At 72.9% G+C, this 20,464-nt stretch carries 17 protein-coding genes; 11 read left to right on the top strand and 6 right to left on the bottom strand.

Translation table 11 applies throughout. The features are described from left to right. Positions 1 to 3: 3 nt before the first annotated feature. Positions 4 to 1,074: an ATP-dependent DNA ligase gene (locus ACFVJQ_RS11255; protein ID WP_385782840.1), complete on the top strand. Its 1,071-nt coding sequence runs from the start codon at positions 4 to 6 to the stop codon at positions 1,072 to 1,074. 30 nt (positions 1,075 to 1,104) lie between these two features. Here ACFVJQ_RS11255 and ACFVJQ_RS11250 read toward each other — a convergent pair whose 3' ends face one another. Continuing rightward, positions 1,105 to 2,295: a zinc-dependent alcohol dehydrogenase gene (locus ACFVJQ_RS11250; RefSeq protein ID WP_385510029.1), complete on the bottom strand. Its 1,191-nt coding sequence runs from the start codon at positions 2,293 to 2,295 to the stop codon at positions 1,105 to 1,107. Between the two features lie 219 nt (positions 2,296 to 2,514). Here ACFVJQ_RS11250 and ACFVJQ_RS11245 point away from each other — a divergent pair, with 219 nt between their 5' ends. Beyond that, on the top strand, positions 2,515 to 3,522 hold the full coding sequence (locus tag ACFVJQ_RS11245; protein ID WP_385510028.1) for a DUF3048 domain-containing protein: 1,008 nt from the start codon (positions 2,515 to 2,517) through the stop codon (positions 3,520 to 3,522). Here ACFVJQ_RS11245 and ACFVJQ_RS11240 read toward each other — a convergent pair whose 3' ends face one another. Beyond that, entirely contained in the window at positions 3,523 to 3,987 is a 465-nt protein-coding gene (locus ACFVJQ_RS11240) for a MarR family winged helix-turn-helix transcriptional regulator (protein ID WP_385782800.1), read from the bottom strand. It lies immediately after the preceding gene. Positions 3,988 to 4,227: 240 nt separating this feature from the next. Here ACFVJQ_RS11240 and pcaH point away from each other — a divergent pair, with 240 nt between their 5' ends. From pcaH to pcaD, 4 genes are read left to right on the top strand one after another with little or no spacing between them, the layout of a single operon-like run. Next, positions 4,228 to 5,001 (top strand): protocatechuate 3,4-dioxygenase subunit beta, encoded by a 774-nt coding sequence (pcaH, locus tag ACFVJQ_RS11235; protein ID WP_385510026.1) that lies wholly within the window; start codon positions 4,228 to 4,230, stop codon positions 4,999 to 5,001. A gap of 6 nt (positions 5,002 to 5,007) precedes the next feature. Further along, positions 5,008 to 5,613, top strand: coding sequence for a protocatechuate 3,4-dioxygenase subunit alpha (gene pcaG, locus ACFVJQ_RS11230; protein WP_385510025.1), 606 nt, complete (start codon positions 5,008 to 5,010; stop codon positions 5,611 to 5,613). Further along, positions 5,610 to 6,968: a 3-carboxy-cis,cis-muconate cycloisomerase gene (gene pcaB / locus ACFVJQ_RS11225; protein WP_385510024.1), complete on the top strand. Its 1,359-nt coding sequence runs from the start codon at positions 5,610 to 5,612 to the stop codon at positions 6,966 to 6,968. Before pcaG ends, pcaB begins: the two co-directional genes overlap by 4 nt. After that, entirely contained in the window at positions 6,965 to 8,092 is a 1,128-nt protein-coding gene (gene pcaD, locus ACFVJQ_RS11220) for a 3-oxoadipate enol-lactonase (RefSeq protein WP_385510023.1), read from the top strand. Before pcaB ends, pcaD begins: the two co-directional genes overlap by 4 nt. 40 nt (positions 8,093 to 8,132) lie before the next feature. On the opposite strand, the gene ACFVJQ_RS11215 is transcribed toward pcaD, so the two are convergent. Further along, positions 8,133 to 10,811, bottom strand: coding sequence for an ATP-binding protein (locus tag ACFVJQ_RS11215; RefSeq protein ID WP_385510022.1), 2,679 nt, complete (start codon positions 10,809 to 10,811; stop codon positions 8,133 to 8,135). Between the two features lie 189 nt (positions 10,812 to 11,000). On the opposite strand from ACFVJQ_RS11215, the gene ACFVJQ_RS11210 reads away from it, so the two are divergent. The 3 genes from ACFVJQ_RS11210 (at position 11,001) to ACFVJQ_RS11200 (ending at position 14,509) form a co-directional block, all read left to right on the top strand. Beyond that, entirely contained in the window at positions 11,001 to 12,290 is a 1,290-nt protein-coding gene (locus ACFVJQ_RS11210; protein WP_385782795.1) for an MFS transporter, read from the top strand. A gap of 4 nt (positions 12,291 to 12,294) precedes the next feature. Continuing rightward, entirely contained in the window at positions 12,295 to 13,452 is a 1,158-nt protein-coding gene (locus ACFVJQ_RS11205) for an anhydro-N-acetylmuramic acid kinase (RefSeq protein WP_385782792.1), read from the top strand. Positions 13,453 to 13,528: 76 nt separating this feature from the next. After that, on the top strand, positions 13,529 to 14,509 hold the full coding sequence (locus ACFVJQ_RS11200; RefSeq protein WP_385782789.1) for a DUF2510 domain-containing protein: 981 nt from the start codon (positions 13,529 to 13,531) through the stop codon (positions 14,507 to 14,509). A gap of 159 nt (positions 14,510 to 14,668) precedes the next feature. Here the strand turns inward: ACFVJQ_RS11200 and ACFVJQ_RS11195 are convergent, their stop codons facing one another. Beyond that, on the bottom strand, positions 14,669 to 15,283 hold the full coding sequence (locus ACFVJQ_RS11195; RefSeq protein WP_385510018.1) for a TetR/AcrR family transcriptional regulator: 615 nt from the start codon (positions 15,281 to 15,283) through the stop codon (positions 14,669 to 14,671). A 191-nt stretch (positions 15,284 to 15,474) separates the two neighbouring features. Between ACFVJQ_RS11195 and ACFVJQ_RS11190 the strand changes: the two genes are divergently transcribed. Together ACFVJQ_RS11190 and ACFVJQ_RS11185 are read left to right on the top strand one after the other, a co-directional pair. Beyond that, positions 15,475 to 16,272, top strand: a complete 798-nt coding sequence (locus tag ACFVJQ_RS11190) for a phosphatase PAP2 family protein (protein WP_385510017.1) — start codon at positions 15,475 to 15,477, stop codon at positions 16,270 to 16,272. Continuing rightward, complete coding sequence (locus ACFVJQ_RS11185; RefSeq protein ID WP_385782784.1) at positions 16,269 to 17,306, top strand: hypothetical protein; 1,038 nt, start codon at positions 16,269 to 16,271, stop codon at positions 17,304 to 17,306. Before ACFVJQ_RS11190 ends, ACFVJQ_RS11185 begins: the two co-directional genes overlap by 4 nt. Before the next feature lie 92 nt (positions 17,307 to 17,398). Here ACFVJQ_RS11185 and ACFVJQ_RS11180 read toward each other — a convergent pair whose 3' ends face one another. Both ACFVJQ_RS11180 and ACFVJQ_RS11175 read right to left on the bottom strand, forming a co-directional pair. Beyond that, a complete protein-coding gene (locus ACFVJQ_RS11180) occupies positions 17,399 to 19,450 on the bottom strand; it encodes a phosphocholine-specific phospholipase C (RefSeq protein ID WP_385510015.1) in 2,052 nt (683 codons plus the stop codon). Positions 19,451 to 19,593: 143 nt separating this feature from the next. Continuing rightward, complete coding sequence (locus ACFVJQ_RS11175; protein ID WP_385782781.1) at positions 19,594 to 20,409, bottom strand: IclR family transcriptional regulator C-terminal domain-containing protein; 816 nt, start codon at positions 20,407 to 20,409, stop codon at positions 19,594 to 19,596. Positions 20,410 to 20,464 lie beyond the last annotated feature (55 nt).

The following is a 20,464-nucleotide window of genomic DNA, read 5'->3' as shown; positions in this document are numbered from 1 at the left end:
ACCATGGATCTGCCGGTGATGCCGCCCGTCAAGCCGATGCTCGCCAAGTCCGTGACGAAGATCCCTCCGGGCATGCACTACGAGGCCAAGTGGGACGGGTTCCGGACGATCGTGTTCCGCGACGGGGACGAGGTGGAGCTCGGCAGCCGGACCACCAAGCCGTTGACCAGGTATTTCCCGGAACTGGTGGCCGCTTTGAAGGAGCGGTTGCCGGAACGCTGTGTGCTGGACGGGGAGATCGTGATCACGCGGGAGGGGCGGCTCGACTTCGACGCGCTCACCGAGCGCATCCACCCGGCCGGCTCCCGGGTGCGGATGCTGGCGGAGAAGACACCGGCCTCCTTCGTCGCCTTCGACCTGCTGGCACTGGCCGACCAGTCGCTCCTCGACATGCCCCTGGGTGACCGGCGTGCGCTGCTGGTCATGGCGCTGTCCGGGGTGCGGGCCCCGGTGCACGTGGCGCCGGCGACCACCGACATCGAGGTGGCGCGGCAGTGGTTCCAGCAGTACGAGGGGGCGGGCCTGGACGGAGTGGTCGCCAAGCCGCTCACGCTGCGCTATCTCCAGGACGAGCGGGTCATGTACAAGGTCAAGCATGAGCGCACGGCGGACGTCGTCGTCGCCGGGTACCGCCTGCACAAGAGCGGCCCGGTCGTCGGGTCCCTGCTGCTCGGTCTGTACGACGACCGGGGCACGCTCCAGCATGTGGGCGTGTCCGCGGCGTTCTCCATGGAGCGGCGCGCCGAACTGGTGGAGGAGCTGGAGCCGCTGCGCATGGACGACGTCTCGGGGCATCCGTGGGCGGCCTGGGCGGAGGAGGCGGCGCACGAGTCGGCGCGGCTGCCGGGCGCGCCGAGCCGCTGGTCGGTCAAGAAGGACCTGTCCTGGGTGCCGCTCAGGCCGGAGCGGGTGTGCGAGGTGGCGTACGACCACTTGGAGAACGGGGTGCGTTTCCGGCACACCGCCCGCTTCCGCCGCTGGCGCCCGGACCGGACACCGGAGAGCTGCACCTACGCCCAGCTGGAGGAGCCGGTGCGCTACGACCTCGCGGAGATCTTCGCGCCCCAGGCCTGAGCCGCCCCGGGCCTGAGCCCCAGGCCTGAGTCAGGGCCTCATCAGCACCTTCACGGCACCGTCCCGCTTGTGCTGGAACATCTCGTACGCCCGCGGCGCCTCGTCGAGCGGCAGCCGGTGGGTGGCGAAGTCGTCGACGCCGAGCGGGTCCTCGTCGGTCAGATAGGGCAGGATCTCGTCGCTCCAGCGGCGTACGTTGGCCTGGCCCATCCGGATCTGGAGCTGCTTGTCGAACATGGTGAGCATCGGCAGCGGGTCGGCGGTGCCGCCGTACACGCCGACGAGGGACAGGGTGCCGCCGCGGCGCACCAGCTCGATGGCGGTGTGCAGGGCGGCGAGCCGGTCGACGCTGAAGCGTTCGGCGAGCGGGCCGCTCAGTTTCCGGGGCAGCATCGTGGAGGCCTGCTGGGCGAGCCGGGCGGCGAGGCTGCCGTGCGCCTCGGTGCCGACCGCGTCGATCACGGCGTCGGGGCCGCGGCCGTCGGTCTCGTCGCGGATCGCGGCGACGAGTTCCTTCTCGCTGTCGAAGACCCTGAGGTCGTACGTCTCCACGCCGTGCGCCCGCGCCCGCCGCAGCCGGTCGCTGACCAGGTCCACCCCGAACACCCGCCCGGCGCCACGGACCTGGGCGACCCGGCAGGCCATGTCCCCGATCGGCCCGAGCCCGAGCACCGCGACGCTGCCGCCCTGGGAGAGGTCCGCGTAGGAGACCGCCTGCCAGGCGGTGGGCAGGACGTCGGAGAGGTAGAGGAACCGGTCGTCGGGCGGGCCTTCCGGCACCTTGATCGGGCCGTACTGGGCCTGCGGGACCCGCAGGTACTCGGCCTGGCCGCCCGGTACCGCACCGTACAGACGGGTGTAGCCGAACAGGGCGGCGCCCATGCCCTCGCCGGACACCTGGGTGGTCTCGCACTGGGTGGGCAGCGAGTTGAGGCACATCCAGCAACTGCCGCAGGCGATCTGGAACGGCACGACGACCCGGTCGCCCGCCGCCAGGTCCGGTACGCCGGGCCCGACCTCCTCGACGATGCCCATGGGCTCGTGGCCGAGGATGTCACCCGGCGTCATGAACGGTGTGAGCACCTCGTACAGATGCAGGTCGGAGCCGCACAGCCCGGTCGAGGTGATGCGAATGACGGCATCGGTCGGCTCCTCGATCCGCGGATCGGGCACGTTCTCCACCCGGACGTCCCGCTTGCCCTGCCATGTCACAGCCCTCATCGCCCCGCGCTCCCTCCGTCGCCTCCACGGTTGCCCGTCCTGCGGTGCCGCCCGGGTACCCGGGCCGCCCGTGTCGAACCGTGCGCTGCCCTGCCTGGGCCGATCGGCGGACTCACCGCGCGTCGTTGGCACATTTCGTGCCGCCGGGTGACCGGATCTGCTCAGGTATGGCGAGCGGTGAGCCGATAAGCGCACAATCAGGGACGCGGGAGTGGGTGGGTGGCGACGGTGGGCGTGGGACGCAGGGCGCGGGTGCGGCGCGCCGCCAGGACGTCGGTGCTGCTGGCCGCGGCGATGACGGCCGTCCTGACAGCAGGCTGCACGAACGGCGGCGGACCACCGCCCGACGACCGGCCGCCGCCCGTGCCGGAGCCGGAGCCGGCGCCGAGCCCGGAGGACAGTGACATCGGTGATGTCGGTTCGGTGCTCGCCGTGAAGATCGACAACGCGGGCAGGGCGCGGCCGCACACCGGCCTGGGCGAAGCGGACATCGTGTACGTCGAACAGGTCGAGGGCGGGCTGAGCCGGCTGATGGCGGTGTACGCGACCAGGCTGCCGGAGACCGTCGGGCCGGTGCGCAGCGCCCGCGAGAGCGATCTGGACCTGCTGCGCCAGTTCGACCGGCCCACGCTCGCCTTCTCCGGCGCACAGCGCAAGCTGCTGCCGCTAATCGACCGGGCGCCGCTGCGCGCCGAGCCGCCCGACCGCACGCCCGGCGCCTACTACCGCGCCAAGGAAAGGCCCGCCCCGCACAACCTGTATCTGCGCCCGCTGCGACTGCTGCCCTCGGCTCCGGGTCCGGACGCTCTCGCCCCGGGCTTCACCTACGGCGCCCCGCCGGCCGGCGGCACGGCGGAGACGACCCGGACGGTGCGCTACCCGGCGGCCCGCTTCACCTTCACCTGGTCCGAGAACCACGACCGCTATCTGGTCGCGATGGACGGGACGGCCATGGTGACGGCCGACGGCGCGCGGGTGGCTCCCGCGACGGTCGTCGTGCAGTACGTGCGGCTGCGCCCGTCCGAGTACTTCGACTCCCGGGGCAACAACACGCCGTACACCGAGACCGTCGGCTCGGGGAAGGCGACGGTGCTGCGCGACGGGAGGGCGTACGACGTGCACTGGAAGCGCGCGTCGGCCGACGACGACACCCGGTTCACGACCGAGCGGGGCGCGCCGGTGAACTTCGCCACGGGCCAGGTGTGGGTGGTGCTGGCGAAGGCCTGATCAGGGCTGGGCGACGAGGGGTTCCACGGGGTTGCGGAGCCCCTCGGCCGCGTCCGAGACCCGGCGGAGGAGATCGAGGAACTGGGTCTGCTCGGCAGCGGAGAGCGGAGCCAGGAAGACCTGGTTCATCCGGGCCGTGCGCACCGACAGCTTGCGATGGGTGCGCAGGCCGTCCTCGGTCAGGCGCAGCAGGAAGCGGCGGCCGTCCTGCGGGTCGCGGACCTTGTCCAGCAGCCCCCGGCGGCCGAGCCGGCTGATCACCTCGGCGATGGTGGACCGGTCGAGCCCCACCCGCTCCCCCACCGTGCGCTGGTCCAGGCCCGGCTCGTCGACGAGGGCGTTGAGGACGGCGAACTGCGGCGAGGTGATCTCCTCGGAGACCATCGTGTTCCACAGCAGGTGGTGCGCCTGCTGCAGCCGCCGGGCCAAGTGCCCGGGGTGATTGGCGAGGTCCACCGCGGCCATGTCCGCTCCTCGTGGTCGATTCGATCAGTGCACTGACGATATCGCGCCATGGTGCGCCTGTCTTCAGCAGACCGGTCATCGAACGGAGCGCCACCTCAGGTCTTGACGTCGGCGGACACGAGTGACAACGTGAAGGAAAGTTCACTCAATTGCTCAGTGTACTGAGCAACGGGGATCGGAAGAGATGGGGCTCGTCGATCACCGTCAGGACCGCTGCCAAGCTCGAACAGTAGGAACCTCATGGCTCTCACCCAGCACGACATCGACCAGGAGATCGCGGCCGAGCACGCCGCGTACGAGAAGCGGGTCGCCGACGGCGGTCCCGTCGAGCACCATCCGCGCCGCGACTACGCCCCGTACCGCTCCTCGCTGCTGCGGCATCCCAAGCAGCCGTTGGTCGCGATAGACGTGGCCAGGGATCCGGAGCTGGTGGAGCTGGCCTCCCCCGCCTTCGGCGAGCGGGACATCACCGAGATCGACAACGACCTGACGCGGCAGCACACCGGCGAGCCGATCGGCGAGCGCATCACCGTCTCCGGCCGGCTGCTGGACCGGGGCGGTCGCCCGATCCGGGGCCAGCTGATCGAGATCTGGCAGGCCAACTCCGCGGGCCGGTACGCCCACCAGCGCGAGCAGCACGACGCCCCGCTGGACCCCAACTTCACGGGCGTCGGCCGCACGCTGACCGACGACAGCGGGTTCTACACGTTCACCACCGTCCAGCCGGGCCCTTACCCGTGGCGCCAGCACCTCAACGCCTGGCGGCCGGCCCACATCCACTTCTCGCTGTTCGGTACGGCGTTCACCCAGCGGCTCGTGACGCAGATGTACTTTCCGAACGACCCGCTGTTCCCGTACGACCCGATCATCCAGTCGGTGACGGACGACGCGGCCCGGCAGCGGCTGGTCGCGACGTACGACCACAGCCTGTCGGTCCCGGAGTTCTCGATGGGCTACCACTGGGACATCGTGCTCGACGGGCCGAACGCCACCTGGCTCGAGGAAGGGCGCTGACCTGCCATGACGAAGATCGACACGAGCCGCCCGGAGACCGTGCTCCCCACTCCGTCGCACACGGTGGGCCCCTTCTACGGCCACGCCCTGCCCTTCCCCGGCGGCGGCGACATCGCCCCGGTCGGCCACCCGGACACCATCGCCCTGCAGGGTTACGTGCTCGACGGCGAGGGCAAGCCGCTGCCGGACGCGTTCGTGGAGCTGTGGGGCCCCGACCCGGACGGCAACCTGCCGCAGGTCGACGGATCGATGCGGCGCGACCCGGCCGGCGGCGGCTTCCTGGGCCGCAACGGCCTGGAGTTCACCGGCTGGGGCCGCATCCAGACCGACGCCAACGGCCACTGGACCGCTCGCACGCTGCGGCCCGGGGCACGCGGGCAGAACGCGCCGTACCTCAGCGTGTGTGTCTTCGCGCGCGGGCTGCTCGTTCACCTGTTCACCCGGATCTACCTGCCGGGCGACGAGGCCGCGCTCGCCGCGGACCCGCTGCTGTCCCAGCTGGCCGAGGCGCGCCGCGACACGCTGATCGCCCGCGCGGACGGCGACGGCACCTACCGTTTCGACATCCGCCTTCAGGGCGAAGGCGAGACGGTCTTCCTGGAGTTCCGGTGACTCCCCCACCCTTCGGGCGGGAGGTGCCCCCAGCCGTTCCCGAACCCGGCCTGCTCGCCCCCGGGTGGGCAGGCTCCCCTGTCGCGTCCGCGACGAGCGACACCGCATACCTCCAGGCGCTGCTCGAGGCGGAGGCCGCCCTGACCCGCGCACAGGCCTCGCTGGGACTGGCCCCGACCGAGGCCGCCACGGCCGTGACCGAGGCGGCCCACGCCGACCGCTTCGACGTACGGTCACTGGCGGAGCGCGCCCGCGGGGGCGGCAACCCGGTCATCCCGCTGGTCGCCGACCTGACGAAGGCGGCCGGTGCGGAGTACGGGCCGTATGTCCATCGGGGTGCGACCAGCCAGGACATCATGGACACGGCGACGATGCTGGTCTCGACGCGCGCCCTGGACCTCGTCCTGGCCGATCTCGCCCGCGTGGCGCGGGCGCTGGCCCGGCTGGCCGCCGAGCACCGCGACACCGCGATGCCCGGACGCACCCTCACCCAGCACGCCGTCCCGACGACGTTCGGGCTGAAGGCGGCCGGCTGGCGGTCGCTGGTCCTGGACGCACGGGACCGGGTGGCGGCCGTCAGGGACGGGCTGCCCGCTCAACTCGGCGGGGCGGCCGGGACGTTGGCGGCGTTCGGCGCGTACGGGGCGAGCGAGCCGACCGCCCTGCCGGCGGCGTACGCCCGTGAACTCGGCCTGCGGCCACCGGTCCTGCCCTGGCACACCCTGCGCACGCCGATCGCCGACCTCGCCGGATGTCTGGCCTTCGCGGCCGGGGCGCTCGGCAGGATCGCCGTGGATGTGCTCACCCTGTCCCGCACCGAGATCGCCGAGGTCACGGAGGGCGGTGGCGGGGGTTCGTCGGCGATGCCGCACAAGGCCAATCCCGTACGGTCCACCCTGATCGCCGCCGCAGCGCGGCGCGCACCGCAGCTCGCGGCCACGCTCTACGGGGCGCTGGCCGCCGAGGACGAGCGGCCGGCCGGGGCCTGGCACGCGGAGTGGGAGCCGTTGCGGGATCTGCTGCGGCTGACCGGCGGGGCCGCACGCGACGCCGCCGAACTGGCCGAGGGGCTGCGGGTCCACCCGGACGTCATGCGGGAGCATCTGGACCTCACGCACGGACTGATCGTCTCGGAGCGGCTGTCCGCCGAACTGGCTCCGCTGCTGGGGCGGGCCCGAGCGAAGGAGCTGCTCACGCGGCTCGCCGGGCGCACGTACACCGAAGGGCGGTCGCTCGCTGAACTCCTCGCCAAGGAGCTGGAGTTGAAGGGCATCGACCTGCGCGAGCTCACCGACCCCACCCGCTACACCGGCTCCGCCGGCGCCCTCACCGACCTTGCTCTGGAGCGACGTTGACCGGGAAACTCCTCAACCACCGGTCCGAGGGCGCCGCTTCGGCTCCCCCACTGCTGCTCGGGCCGTCGCTGGGCACCTCCCACGCCCTGTGGGACAAGGTCGCGCCCGAGCTGTCCGTCACCCACCGGGTGGTCCGCTGGGACCTGCCGGGACACGGAGGTTCGGCGGCAGAGCTCATCGGGCCCGGCGCCACCGTCGGTGACCTCGCCGACCTGGTGCTCGCGCTCGCCGACTCGCTCGGTGTCGAGCGGTTCGCGTACGCCGGTGTGTCGCTGGGCGGTGCGGTGGGCCTGCAGCTGGCGGTGCATCACCCGGAGCGGGTGTCGTCCCTGGCCGTGATCTGTTCGTCGGCCCACTTCAACGGTGCGCAGCCGTGGGAGGAGCGGGCCGCGCTGGTGCGCCGCGAGGGACTGGCCTCGCTCGCCGAGGGCGCGGACGCCCGCTGGTTCACCCCTGGGTTCACCGTGCCCCGGCTGGTCCAGGACCACCGGGACGCCGACCCGGCGGCGTACGCGGCCTGCTGTGACGCGCTCGCCGCATTCGACCTGCGGGACCGGCTCGCGCAGATCTCCGCGCCCACGCTGCTGATCGCCGGGCGGGAGGATCCGGCGACGCCGCCCGCGCATCTGCGGGAGATCGCGGACGCCGTGCCGGGGGCCGCGCTCGTGGAGATCCCGGGGGCCTCGCATCTCGCGCCCGCGCAATGCCCCGAGGCGGTTCTGACCGCCCTGCGGGCGCACTTCGACGGTGCCGCCCGGCGCGGCATGGAGGTCCGCCGGGAGGTGCTCGGCGACGCGCACGTCGACCGGGCGCAGGCACGGCAGACCCCTTTCACGGCCCGCTTCCAGGACTTCATCTCGCGCTACGCCTGGGGCGAGATCTGGACCGACCCGACGCTCTCCCGCCGCGAGCGCAGCATGATCACGCTGACCGCGCTGGTCGCGCACGGCCACTACGAGGAGCTGGCCATGCATGTGCGGGCGGCCCGCCGGGGCGGGCTCACGCCCGAGGAGATCGGGGCCGTGCTGCTGCAGACGGCGGTGTACTGCGGGGTGCCGGCGGCGAACTCGGCGTTCGCGACGGCCCAGCGGGTGCTGGCGGAGGAGGACGGCACACCAGGCTGATGTTGACGAGCGCGCCGCCGCCACCCTTCCCGCGCCGTCGCTACCCCTCCAGCTCCGCCAGCCCCTGCCGCGCCTGCATCGCCAGGCCGTCCGCCCCGCACGAGCGGGCCAGCGTCAGACCCCGGTTGAGCTCGGACGTGGAGCGGGCGGCGAGGCCGTACTCGATGCGGGCGGCGGCGTGTTCGTACTGGCAGGGCGAGGCCTCCAGGTAGGTGACGGCCTGTGCGGCGAGCCGTACCTTGCGCTGGCCGGTCTCCAGGGCGGCGGCGCAGCGCAGGGCCTCGCCGATGGCGGTGTCGGTGCCGAACCGCTCGGCCTGACGGCGGGCGTCGGCGGCGAGCCGCCCGGCGCGGGCCGGGTCCTCGGTGGCGAGGGCGAGGGCGAGGTCGACGGTCCAGGGGGCCAGCACCGGGTTGTGGCCGCCACGGGCGGCCGCCGCCTTCTCGGCCGCCTCCAGTTCGTTGACGCCGTCCTCGGTGCGGCCCACGGCGAGCAGCAGCCGGCCGCGCACGGAGCGGGTGTCGGGCAGCACGATGGTCGACGGGTAGGGCGGGGCGAAGCCGTATGTCTCGGCCGTCGTCCAGGCCTCCTCGACATGGCCGCGGGCCAGCAGGGTGTCGACGAGTCCGCAGGTCGCCGACCAGTACAGGGGCAGTCCGCGCCCGACCCGTTCGGCCAGCCGCAGCGACTCGCGCAGCACGGTCTCGGCGTCCTGCAGGCGGCCCTGGCGGCGGAAGGCGAGACCCAGGAAGGCGTTGGCCAGGGCGAGGTGGCCGCCGCTCCAGCCGGCCGTGGTGTAGGTGCGCAGGGCCTCGGCGAAGAGGTTCTCTGCGCGGTCGAGCCGGTCGGCGTAGGCGTAGGAACTGCCCAGCATCATCAGCAGTTCGACGCCCCACTGGGTGTCGGTCCAGCCGAGGCCGGGTGCGAGACGGCCGTTGACGAGGGCGCGGTCGCACAGCTCGACGACCTCCTCGGCGTTCTCGCCATGGGTCATGGCGTCGAAGCCGCGCAGGATGAGCAGGGCGCGTTCGGAGTTGTCCCGGCCGGTGCAGGTGCGGGCCAGCTCGGCGAGGCGCTGGGAGCGGCCGGGGGTGGCGGCCTCGCCCGCGTAGATGCCCTCCCACATGTACTGCACGGCCCGCAGCCGCATCCGGGCGGGTCCCTCCTCGTGCCGGGCGGCCTCGGCCTCCACGGTGCGGACGGCCTGTTCCAGCTGGTCGTTGTGGAGCAGGGCCTGGGAGAGGCGGAAGACGGCGTCGACGCGGGCGGGGCCGTCGAGGCCGGGCATGGCGAGCGCGGTCCGGAGGTGGCCGATGGTGGTGGCGGGCGCGGTCAGCAGGCCGGCGCAGCCCAGTTCGTAGAGCACGCGCGCGTGGACCTCGGGCCGGGGCGGCTCCTTGAGGGCGCGTTCGAGGCAGCGGCGGGCCGCGTCGGGGGCGCCGACGGCGAGGTGCTCGCGGGCGGCCTCGCGCAGCTGGTCGACGAGTTCGGCGTCGTCGTCCGGGTGGACCTGGAGGAGGTGGCGGGAGGCGGCCGCGGCGCCGAGTCCGGAGTCGGTGACGATCTGGGCGGCGATGCCGTGCATGGCGGTGCGCAGGGCGTCCGGGATGGAGTTGTAGACGGCGGTGGCGATCAGCGGATGGACGAACTCCAGGTCGCCGCCGCCGGGCCGGGTGTTCGCCGGGTCGGGGGCGGTGAGGATGCGGGCGCTGCGCAGCAGTTCGGCGCAGCGCACCGCGTCGTCGTGGCCCATGGTGGCGAGTTGGGCGACCAGGTCGACGGAGATGCCGGTGCCGAGGATGGCGGCCGCCCAGGCGAACCGGGTGGCGTCGATGCCGAGCCCCTCCAGGCGGGCGACCAGGCCGCCGCCGCGGGCCGAGCGGTTCAGGGCGCGCAGTTCGCCGGCCGAGGGCTCGGTCGGCTCCAGCTCGCTGTCCTGCACCTTGGCGAGGAGTTCGACGGTCTCGTAGGGGTTGCCTCCGGTGACGGCCCAGACCTCGCGGCAGAACGGGGCGTCGGCGTGCTCGCCGACGGTGGCGCGGGTGAGTCCGGCGGTGGCGTCCGGGGTCAGGGCGCTCAGCGTGGTCTCGGGACGGCCCGCGGCGGCGGCCACCGCGTCCAGGTGGCGGGCGCTCTCACCGCTGACCTCGCCCGGCCGACGGGCCACCACGACCAGCACGGACAGGTCGTGCAGCCGCTCGGCGAACGCGGCCAGCCACTGCAGGGTCTCCTGGTCGGCCCAGTGGGCGTCGTCGATCAGCAGCACCAGCGGCCACTCCCGCTTGGCCAGCCGGCGCACGGCGGCGACCAGTCCGTCGCACACACCCTGCGGGTCGGCCTGCCGCCCGCCGGGGTCCGCTATGCCGAGTGCGGGGCCGGCGATGTCGTACCAGTCGCCGAGGTACTCGCGGGCCTCCTCGGGCAGCAGCGACACGAGGGCGGGCTGGAGCAGTTGGCGTACGACGTTGAAGGGGACGGACCGGAGGGTCTCACCGCCGCGGGCCGACCACACCGTGCAGCCGCGTTCCTCGGCGATGCGGCGGGTCTCGGCGAGCAGCGCGGTCTTCCCGAGTCCGGCCTCGCCCCGGAACATCAGCAGGCCGCCCGAGGACGAGCGGTCGGCGCACAGCGTGTCGACCGCCCGGGCGACGGCGGCGACTTCGTCGTCGCGCTCCCACAGGGATCCCGAGGCGGCCGCCGTCGGCCCTACCTCCGTCATCCCGCTACCTCCCCAAGTCGCCCGAACGACGTACAGGCCCGAGCGTAGCCGCCCCGTTGTCCGAACGGTGGCCGGTCGGGCGACCTGTTGCCGTGTCGGGTGACACCGAGTGCCGCCGGCGCGGACGGTCGATGCGAAGGTTCCGTGTCCGGCTCCCCTGTGCGTCACCGACCGTCAATACTCTTGGGAATGAAGGCGACTTTCCAGGATCAGGGCACGGTTCGGTCCCGGCGGGCCCTGGTCGCGGGATCGGTGGGCAACTTCATCGAGTGGTACGAGTTCGGCGTCTACGGCTACTTCGCCACGATCATCGCGGCGCGCTTCTTCACCCCCGAGGGCGGCAGCGAGGTCGAGGCGCTGGTGAAGACGTACGCATCGTTCGCGCTGGCGTTCTTCTTCCGGCCCGTCGGCGCGGCGCTGTTCGGGCGGCTGGGTGACCGGATCGGCCGCCGCCCGGTGCTGATCCTGGTGATCGGGCTGATGACGGGCGCGACGACACTGATCGGTGTGCTGCCGACGTATGAGACGGTCGGCGCTCTGGCGCCCTGGCTGCTCACCTTCCTGAGGGTGCTTCAGGGGCTCTCTGCGGGCGGGGAGTTCGGTGGGGCGGTGGCGGTGATGACGGAGTTCGCTCCGCCGGGGCGGCGGGGGCTGTACGGGTCCTGGCAGTCGTTCACGGTGGCACTGGGGCTGCTGGGCGGTGCGGGAGCGGCGGCACTGCTGGCCACCGTGCTGACGGAGGATCAGCTGGGCGACTGGGGCTGGCGGCTGCCGTTTCTGCTGACGCTGCCGCTGGGGCTGGGTGCGCTGTGGCTCAGGCTCCGGTTGGACGAGACGCCGGCCTTCCGCCACGAGCGCGAGGTGGCGCCGGAGAGTCCGCCCGTGCGTGAGGTCGTGCGGGCGATCGCGCTCGGTGCGGGGCGGATCATGGGCTGGGCGGCGGCCGGGTACACCTTCCTGGTCGTGCTGCCGTCCTACCTGCAGAGCACGCTGGACGCGAGTTTCCAGCAGGCGCTGATCGCCACGGTGCTGGCCAATCTCGGCTTCGCGGTGACGATCGTCCCGGCGGGGCTGCTCAGCGACCGGGTGGGGCGGCGGGCCGTGATGCTGACGGGTGCGCTGCTCGTGGTGGTCCTCGCGGTTCCGCTGCTGAACCTTCTTCAGGACCCCGGCGGGTCGAACGCGGTGAAGGGCGCGGCGGTGTTCGGTGCGGGCGCGGTCGTGGGACTGATGGCGGGTCCCGGACCGGCGATGCTGTCGGAGATGTTCCCGACGACCGTGCGCTACACCGGCCTGGGACTCGCCTACGCCCTGTCCAATGCCGTGTTCTCGGGCTGTGCCGGGCTCATCATCACGGAGACGATCGAACGGACCGGAAACGTGGACATCCCCGCGTACTACGCGGCGGCCACCTGCGCGGTGAGCGTGCTGGCCCTCGCCACGGTTCCGGTGAAGGGCGTTACTGGGAAAGCGAGTTGACCGGATGCGGGTGATCGGGCTGATGTCCGGCACGTCGTACGACGCCATCGACGCGGCGGCGGCCGAGCTGAGCCTCGTCGGTGACAGCCTCGCACTGAAGCCGCTCGGCATGGTGAGCGAGGCGTACGACGACGAGCTGCGGGCGGCGCTCGCGGCGGCGCTGCCGCCGGGGTCCGTCTCGATGGCCGAGGTGTGCCGGCTCGACACGCGGATCGGGCAGGCCTTCGCGGCGGCGGCCGTCCGGGCCGACCGTGAACTGTGCGAGGGGCGGGCCGAGTTGGTCGCCTCGCACGGGCAGACCGTCTTCCACTGGGTGGACGAGGGCCGGGTGCACGGCACGTTGCAGCTCGGGCAGCCCGCGTGGATCGCCGAGGCCACCGGCCTGCCCGTGGTCGCCGACTTCCGGCCCCGGGACATCGCCGCCGGCGGCCAGGGGGCACCGCTGGTCAGCCTGGTCGACCTGCTGTGGCTGCGCGGCCGGCCGGGCACGCCGGTCGCCCTGAACCTCGGCGGGATCGCCAACCTCACCGCGCCCGACGGCACCGCCTTCGACACGGGGCCGGGGTGTGCGCTGATCGACGCGGCGGCGCACGGGTTCAGCGGCGGGCGGCTGGCGTACGACGTGGACGGTGCCCTGGCCGCCCGCGGCCGGGTCCGTCCGGTGCTGCTCGACCGGCTGCTGGCGGAGCCGTACTACGCGCTGCCCGCGCCCAAGACGACCGGCAAGGAGCTGTTCCACGTCGGCTATCTGCACACGGCGCTGGCCGGCGTCGGAACGCTGCCTGCCGAGGACGTGATCGCGACGCTCACCGAGCTCACCGCCCGCACGGTCGCCGACGCCGTGCGCGCCGTGGAGGCCACGGAGGTGATCGCGTCCGGCGGCGGAACCCGGAACCCGGTGCTGATGGGCATGCTCGGCGATCATCTGCCGGGCGTGCCGGTGCGCGCCTCCGACGAGCTCGGGCTGCCCTCGGACGCCAAGGAGGCGTACGCGTTCGCGGTGCTGGGGTTCCTGACGGCGCACGGTCTGCCCGGCACGGTGCCGACGAGCACGGGTGCCCGGCATCCGAGCGTGCTGGGGTCGGTGACGCCGGGCCGGGACGGGCTACGGCTGCCGTCGGCGGCGGCCGGGGAGGGGCCGGTGCGGCTGGTGCTGGAATGACCCGGGGTCGACCCGTGCGGCATGGGGAGGCGATCCCTCTCATCCGCCTTTCACCGACGCCTCATACGGTGGGGGCATGACGCAGGAGACTCCCCCCGGGTGGTATCCCGACCCCGGGCAGACAAGTGACGGTCCCGCCACCGAGCGCTGGTGGGACGGCAGGGCATGGACGGACCGGACCCGTCCCGCGGGGTCCGCCGCCGCCTGGGGTCCCCCGGCGGGGCCGCCCGCCGCCGACGCGTACCCGACGCAACCCGGATATCCGGGGTATCCCGGGTACCCCGCCCAGCCGCCCGCCGCCCCGCGGCGCGGTCTGCGCACGGGCATAGCGGTCACGGTCGCCGCCGTGGTCCTGGCGAGCATAGGCGTCGGCGTGTACGCGCTGACGAAGGACGACGGCGGCGGCGCGAGCCGCGCCGACTCTCAGCAGGGGCCGGGCGGATCCGGGCCGTCCGACGGCCCGAGCGGCGGACCCTTCGGCGACGGTCAGTCGCCCGGGCCGGATGAGTCCCGGGCGCCGGAGGTCGAGGGGGGCGGCACGGTGTCCGACGTGGTCAACGGGATCAGTCTCCCGGTGCCGGAGGGCTGGACCGGCCAGGCCTTCAGCGTGGGCGCGCAGCTGACCTCCGACGACACCTACGAGTGCCCGGGCGACACGTCCAAGTCCTGCACGAAGGGCGGCGCGTACTCGGCGCCCGCCGAGGTGCTGGGCACCGAGGGCAGCACGCCGGAGGAGGTCGCGAAGGCGGACATCGCCGCGAACGCCGAGGAGTCCTACGGTGGCACCACGTACGGCGAGATCACCTCGCACGAGGTACTGGCGTCCAAGGCGGTGACCGTGGCCGGGCAGAAGGGCTATCTGGTCCGCTGGAAGGCCATCACCAGCAAGGGCGCCGACGGCTACGTCGAGTCGCTCGCCTTCCCCTCGCCCGCCGACTCCGGCCGGCTGGTCGTGGTCCGGTTCGGGGTGGACGCCGACCAGAAGGTGTCCGTCATCGACGAGATCACCAAGGGCATCGAGGAGTCGTCGGGCGGCGGCAACGGGCAGAACGTCTGACGCGCCCGCCCACCGGGGCACGACACCGATCGGCCGGGTGGGGCGCCTCTCCGCTCAAGAGGAACCCCACCCGGCCGGGGGGTGCGCGCCGCCCCCGTCCCCACGGTGCGGCGCAGGCAGGCCGGTCGTCCAGTCATCCCGTGGACGGCGGCCTGGGTCTCAGGTGAGGCCGAGTGCGGGCAGCACGGCGGCCTCCAGGAACCGGAGCAGATAGTCCCCGTCGGCGTCCTCGCCGTCCAGGACCGGCCGGACGCGCAGGACGCCGAACATCTGCGCCGGTACGTACTCCAGCGCCGGATGGTCGGCGGGGACTTCCCCGCGCTCCACCCCACGCCGCAGCATCTCCCTGATCGCGGCGATCTCCGGTTCGACCAGCGCCTCACGCAGCGCCTGCTGGAGTTCCCGGTCCTCCACCACGGCGTGGCCGAGTGCCTGCATCAGCCGGCTGTCCTTGCCCGACCTCTCGCCCGCGGCCCGCGCGGCCTGGCGCAGGTCCTCCGCCAGCGAGCCGGTGTCGATACCGGCGAAGCGCGGGCAGGCGTTCGAGCGCAGGGCCGCCGCCACGAACTGGGGTTTGGTCTTCCACTGCCGGTACAGCGTGGACTTGCTGCACCGGGTGCTGGCGGCGACGCCGTCCATGGTGACGGCGTCGTAGCCGCACTCGCGGATCTGCTCGAGCACGGCGTCGAAGAACTCCTGCTCACGCTCGCGCGTCAGCTTGGAGCGGCGCGAGGCGCCGACCGTCTCCGGTCGGTCCGCGGCCTGCGACGTCATCGGTTGGTCTCCTCGCTCGCGTCCGGCGGCCCAACGGGGCCCGCTCTCCAGTGTGTCGCACGTTATCGATACGCCAGTGTACCGGTACTCAGTCGTATCGGTACACTGGCGTATCGGTACGGCATCGTATCGATGACTTCGTCGTACCACCCGAACCACACATGCACCACCGTCAGTGAAAGGGCCGGGGGATGAATGCCCGCACCGAGCCTGCCGAAGCGGAGACCGACGCGATAGCGCGGCCGCCGATCGTCCGTGAGCTGCTGCTCGTCGCAGGGCTCTTCGCCATCTACAAGTCGGGCCGGCTGCTGGCGACGGGCCACACCGGCGAGGCCTTCCGCAACGCGGATCACGTCTGGGACCTGGAACGGGCCGTCCGTCTGCCCGGGGAGGGCGCGGTGCAGTCCGCGCTGCTGCACGGTGACACCCTGGTGCACCTCGCGAACACCTACTACGCGACGGTCCACTTCCCGGCCACCGCAGCCTTCCTGGTCTGGCTGTACGTGCGGCGCCCGGGGCACTACGTCTGGGCGCGCCGAGCGCTCGCCGCGGTCACCGCCGCCGCGCTGGTGCTGCATCTGACGTTCCCGCTCGCGCCGCCGCGGATGCTCGCGGAGGCGGGGCTCGTGGACACGGGGCAGGTGTACGGGCCGTCGGTGTACGGCTCTCCGGAGACCGACCAGTTGTCGAACCAGTTCGCGGCGATGCCCTCGCTGCACTTCGGCTGGGCGCTGATGCTGGCGATCGGGCTGATCGTCGCCACCCGGTCGCGATGGCGGTGGCTGTGGCTGCTGCATCCGCTGCTGACCCTGCTGGTGATCGTCGGGACGGCGAACCACTACTGGCTCGACGCGATCGCCGCGGCCGTGCTGCTGGGCGGTGCGCTCGCGGTGATCCGTCCGCCGCTCCGCACGACCGTCACGGTCCGGCCTGCCGCCGACGACCGCGTACCCGCCAAGGAGCCGGTGCTCGTGGCGGCGGGCCGATGAGCGCCACCGTGGTCGCCGTCGTCCTTTCCCTTTTCTCCGCCGTCGCCTACGCGGCCGCCGCCGTCGCCCAGGAACGGCTGGCCGCCCGGAGCTCCGGCTCGGGTCTGCTGCGGCTGCTCGGCAGCGGGGCGTGGTGGCTGTCGGTGGGGCTGAACGCCTCGGGCGCGCTGCTGCACATCGTCGCCCTCACCTACGGTCCGCTGACCGTGGTGCAGCCGCTGGGCGCGCTCACCCTGGTCGCGGCGGTGCCGGTGGGTGCCCGGTTGGCGGGGCGGAAGGTCAGCGCGGTCGAGTGGCGGGGCACCGCGTTCACCCTCGTCGGGCTGGCCGCGCTGCTCGTCACGGCGTCCGGGCCCGCGCCCGACGACACGCTCAGTGTGCCCGAGGCGCTCGCGGTGGCTGGTACGGCGGCGGTGCTGGTCGGCGCGCTGGCCCGGCCGGGCAGCCGGAACGGCCTGCGGCACGCGACCGCGTCCGGCGTCGCTTCCGGCGTCGGCTCGGCGCTCACCCAGACCGTCACGGTGGCCGCGACCGACGACTCCGGCCCCCTGCTCAGCGCGCAGGTCATCGGGGTGGCCGTACTGGTCGCCGCCTTCGCGGTGGGCGGCCTGCTCCTGTCGCAACTCGCCTACCGGGCCGGCCTCGGCGCCCCGCTCGCCGTGGTGACCCTGTCGAACCCGGTGGCCGCCGCACTCATCGGCCTCTCCCTGCTGGGCGAACGACTACGGGGAGGCCCAGCGGGCATCCTCGCCGCGGCGACGGGCGCGGCCCTGGCGGCGCGGGGAGTGGTACTGCTGTCACGGGCGGCCCAACCCGTCAGCCCGCGGGCGGCCCAACCCGCCAGTCCGCGGGCAGTCGTGCCGCCCGGGGCGGCACGGGTGGGCGCGGGCGGCACCCCGCCAGCGCCGGGCAGCGCGACCCACCACCCCCAGCCACGACGCCGGTCGCGGCCCAGGAACCCGGCAGCGCAGCAGGCCGGGTGGCCACGCGAGCCGGGGGCGAGGAAGCCGCACACCAGCCGGACCCCCTGGTGACCGCCCTCCTCGCACCCGGCCTGGGCACAGCGTTGGCACCCCGGACCCCACACACCGGCCCAGGACACCTCACCCCCCTCTGACCCCAGCGCCTACTCCGTGACGATCGCCGGATCGCTCACGCCAGGACGCCCGTTCTCGACATGCCCGGCGAAGTGCCGCACGAAGGCCGGGTCGGCATCGGAGGTGACGGTGAGGTCGTACCACCGCCGGCTCGCCGCCAGGTCGACGGTCTGCCGCACCGTCGCGCCGCCGCGCACACGGACGGTCCGGGCCCGCCCCCGGTAGCCGTCGGCCACCTTCAGCTGCACCGTGCCGGACCCCCTGTTGGTGAAGGTCAGCTCGATGTCGTCGCCCCTGTGCCGGGCGGTGACCTCCGGGCCGGCCACCTTGTTCGGGCCCTTGAAGACGCGCAGGAAGCCGTTGGGGCCGTGCACGGTCAGGTCGTACGAGCCGCCGGAGTACGCCGAGTTCCAGGTGTCGGAGATGCTCTTGCCGGCCTCGGTGGTGTACGTCCACGGCCCGTCGGTGCGGTTGCCGGAGGTGACGAGGAAGGCGGCGCCGGCCTTCGCGCCGGAGGCGAAGGTGAGCGTGAACGTCCCGGCGGCCACGTCCGCGGAACCGTCCACCAGCGGGGCGTACTTCAGCGGGCGGGCCGGGCGCAGGCCCCGCTCCTGCCGGGGCATGTCCGGGTCGGCCGGCGGTGTCGGCCGGTAGTCGGGGTGCCGCTCGCGGTCCGGCGGCTCGTAGCCGTCGGTGTCGGGCAGCGCGGCCGGCCTGGTGTCCTTGCGGGAGAAGTCGAACGCCGACGTCAGGTCGCCGCAGATCGCGCGCCGCCACGGCGAGATGTTCGGCTCCTCGACCCCGAAGCGGCGCTCCATGAACCGGACGATCGAGGTGTGGTCGAGGGTCTCGGAGCAGACGTAGCCGCCCTTGCTCCACGGCGAGACGACCAGCATCGGCACGCGCGGGCCGAGGCCGTACGGACCGGCCGGGCGCTTGCTGTCGCCCGGGTAGAGGTCGAGGGAGACGTCGACCGTGGACTTGCCCTGCGCGGCGGACTTCGGCGGGAGCGGCGGCACCAGGTGGTCGAAGAAGCCGTCGTTCTCGTCGTAGGTGATGAACAGGGCCGTCTTCGCCCAGACCGCCGGGTTGGAGGTGAGCGCGTCCAGGACCTGGGCGATGTACCAGGCGCCGTAGTTCGAGGGCCAGTTGGAGTGCTCGGAGAAGGCCTCGGGGGCGGCGATCCAGGAGATCTGCGGCAGCTTGCCGGCCTGGACGTCGGCGCGCAGCCGGTCGAAGTAGCCGTCGCCGTTCTTGACGTCGGTGCCGGTGCGGGCCTTGTCGTACCAGGGCGAACCGGGCTCGGCGTTCCGGTACTTGTTGAAGTACAGCAGCGAGTTGTCGCCGTAGTTGCCGCGGTAGGCGTCCTCGATCCAGCCCCAGGAGCCGGCCGCGTCGAGGCCGTCGCCGATGTCCTGGTAGATCTTCCAGGAGATCCCGGCCTGCTCCAGGCGTTCGGGGTACGTCGTCCAGTCGTAGCCGAGTTCGTCGTTGCCGAGGACCGGGCCGCCGCCCCGGCCGTCGTTGCCCGTGTGACCCGACCACATGTAGTAGCGGTTCGGGTCGGTGGAGCCGATGAACGAGCAGTGGTAGGCGTCGCAGACCGTGAAGGTGTCGGCGAGGGCGTAGTGGAAGGGGATGTCCTCGCGGGTCAGGTAGGCCATGGTCGTGGTGCCCTTCGCGGGCAGCCACTGGTCGTACTTGCCTGCGTTGTAGGCCTGCTGGCCGTCCGTCCAGCCGTGCGGCAGGCCCTCGAGGAACTGCATTCCGAGGTCGTCGGCGGTCGGGTGGAAGGGCAGCACTTCCCTGCCGTCCTGGGCCTGGTGCCACACCGACCTGCCGTTGTCCAGCGTCACCGGGTGCGGGTCGCCGAAGCCGCGGACGCCCCTCAGCTTGCCGAAGTAGTGGTCGAAAGAACGGTTCTCCTGCATCAGGACGACGATGTGCTCGACGTCCTCGATCGTCCCCGAACGGTGGTTGGCCGGGAGCGCGGCGGCGCGCTCGATGCTGCTCGCCAGGGCGGTGAAGGCCGTGGTGGCTCCCGCGATCTGGAGGAATCTGCGCCGGTTGACTTCGGGCATGGGTGAGGGACCTCTCGTCCTGACGGAGTTCGACCGGCCGGGTGATGACGGAATGCGCGCGGAAGGAGTGTTCCAAGAGCACCGAACGTCAGGGAAGGGTCCGATGGCGCTGCTGTGAAAGTCGCGCGTACACGGGGTGCTCCTCAGCCACTCGGCGCGGTACCGGACGAAACGGCTCGTGCCGCCTCGGTGCCGCGCAGGTCCGCCTCGATCCGCGCCACGGTCGCGAGCAGGTGCGGGAGCAGTTCGCGGCGGACGGAGGCGACGGAGGCACGGCCTGCGTGGACGGCGAGGTTGACGGCGGCTACGACCGCGCCGTGCCGGTCGCGCACCGGCGCCGCGACCGAGCGGAGCCCCTCTTCCAGTTCCTGGTCGACGAGCGCGTAGCCCTGCCGCCGTACCCGGCCGAGTTCGGCGCGCAGGGCGTCGGGTGAGGTGATCGTGCGACCGGTCAGGGGGCGCAGTTCGGCGCGGGTGAGCCGGGCGTCGATCTGCTCGTCCGCCAGGTGCGCGACGATCGCCCGGCCCACCGAGGTGACGAGCGCCGGGAAGCGGGTCCCGACGGTGATCGTCTCGGACATGATCCGGCGGGCCGGCACCCGCGCCACATACACCACGTCGTCGCCGTCGAGCACGCACAGCGAGGACGACTCCCGCAGTTCCGCGACGAGTTGCTCCAGGTGAGGCGCGGCGATCTGCGGCAGCGTGAAACCGGCGAGGTAGGCGTAGCCGAGTTCCAGCACACGCGGGGTGAGGCGGAACAGTCGGCCGTCGAAGCGGACGTAGCCGAGGTCGACGAGGGTGAGCAGCAGCCGGCGGGCGGCGGCACGGGTGAGTCCGCAGGCACGGGCCACCTCGCTGAGGGTGCGCGCGGGGTGCTCGGCGTCGAAGGAACGGATGACCGCGAGGCCACGCTCGAAGGACCTCACGAAGTGCGGGGCGCGAACATCGGCGGGCATCTTCGCCTCCAGTCAACGGCTGTCAACAACCCTGCCGGTCAAGAGTGTTGACCCG

It is taken from the genome of Streptomyces sp. NPDC127197 (genome assembly GCF_042672405.1).
In the GTDB taxonomy this organism is placed as follows: domain Bacteria; phylum Actinomycetota; class Actinomycetes; order Streptomycetales; family Streptomycetaceae; genus Streptomyces; species Streptomyces flavusporus.
This window is presented reverse-complemented; position numbering and strand designations above follow the sequence as displayed.

Excerpts from the sequence above, each read along its gene's own strand:
- ACFVJQ_RS11255 (WP_385782840.1), top strand. The coding sequence starts at position 4 with ATGGATCTGCCGGTGATGCCGCCCGTCAAGCCGATGCTCGCCAAGTCC.
- ACFVJQ_RS11250 (WP_385510029.1), bottom strand. The coding sequence starts at position 2,295 with ATGAGGGCTGTGACATGGCAGGGCAAGCGGGACGTCCGGGTGGAGAAC.
- ACFVJQ_RS11240 (WP_385782800.1), bottom strand. The coding sequence starts at position 3,987 with ATGGCCGCGGTGGACCTCGCCAATCACCCCGGGCACTTGGCCCGGCGG.
- pcaH (WP_385510026.1), top strand. The coding sequence starts at position 4,228 with ATGGCTCTCACCCAGCACGACATCGACCAGGAGATCGCGGCCGAGCAC.
- pcaG (WP_385510025.1), top strand. The coding sequence starts at position 5,008 with ATGACGAAGATCGACACGAGCCGCCCGGAGACCGTGCTCCCCACTCCG.
- ACFVJQ_RS11215 (WP_385510022.1), bottom strand. The coding sequence starts at position 10,811 with ATGACGGAGGTAGGGCCGACGGCGGCCGCCTCGGGATCCCTGTGGGAG.
- ACFVJQ_RS11210 (WP_385782795.1), top strand. The coding sequence starts at position 11,001 with ATGAAGGCGACTTTCCAGGATCAGGGCACGGTTCGGTCCCGGCGGGCC.
- ACFVJQ_RS11205 (WP_385782792.1), top strand. The coding sequence starts at position 12,295 with ATGCGGGTGATCGGGCTGATGTCCGGCACGTCGTACGACGCCATCGAC.
- ACFVJQ_RS11200 (WP_385782789.1), top strand. The coding sequence starts at position 13,529 with ATGACGCAGGAGACTCCCCCCGGGTGGTATCCCGACCCCGGGCAGACA.
- ACFVJQ_RS11195 (WP_385510018.1), bottom strand. The coding sequence starts at position 15,283 with ATGACGTCGCAGGCCGCGGACCGACCGGAGACGGTCGGCGCCTCGCGC.
- ACFVJQ_RS11190 (WP_385510017.1), top strand. The coding sequence starts at position 15,475 with ATGAATGCCCGCACCGAGCCTGCCGAAGCGGAGACCGACGCGATAGCG.
- ACFVJQ_RS11185 (WP_385782784.1), top strand. The coding sequence starts at position 16,269 with ATGAGCGCCACCGTGGTCGCCGTCGTCCTTTCCCTTTTCTCCGCCGTC.
- ACFVJQ_RS11180 (WP_385510015.1), bottom strand. The coding sequence starts at position 19,450 with ATGCCCGAAGTCAACCGGCGCAGATTCCTCCAGATCGCGGGAGCCACC.
- ACFVJQ_RS11175 (WP_385782781.1), bottom strand. The coding sequence starts at position 20,409 with ATGCCCGCCGATGTTCGCGCCCCGCACTTCGTGAGGTCCTTCGAGCGT.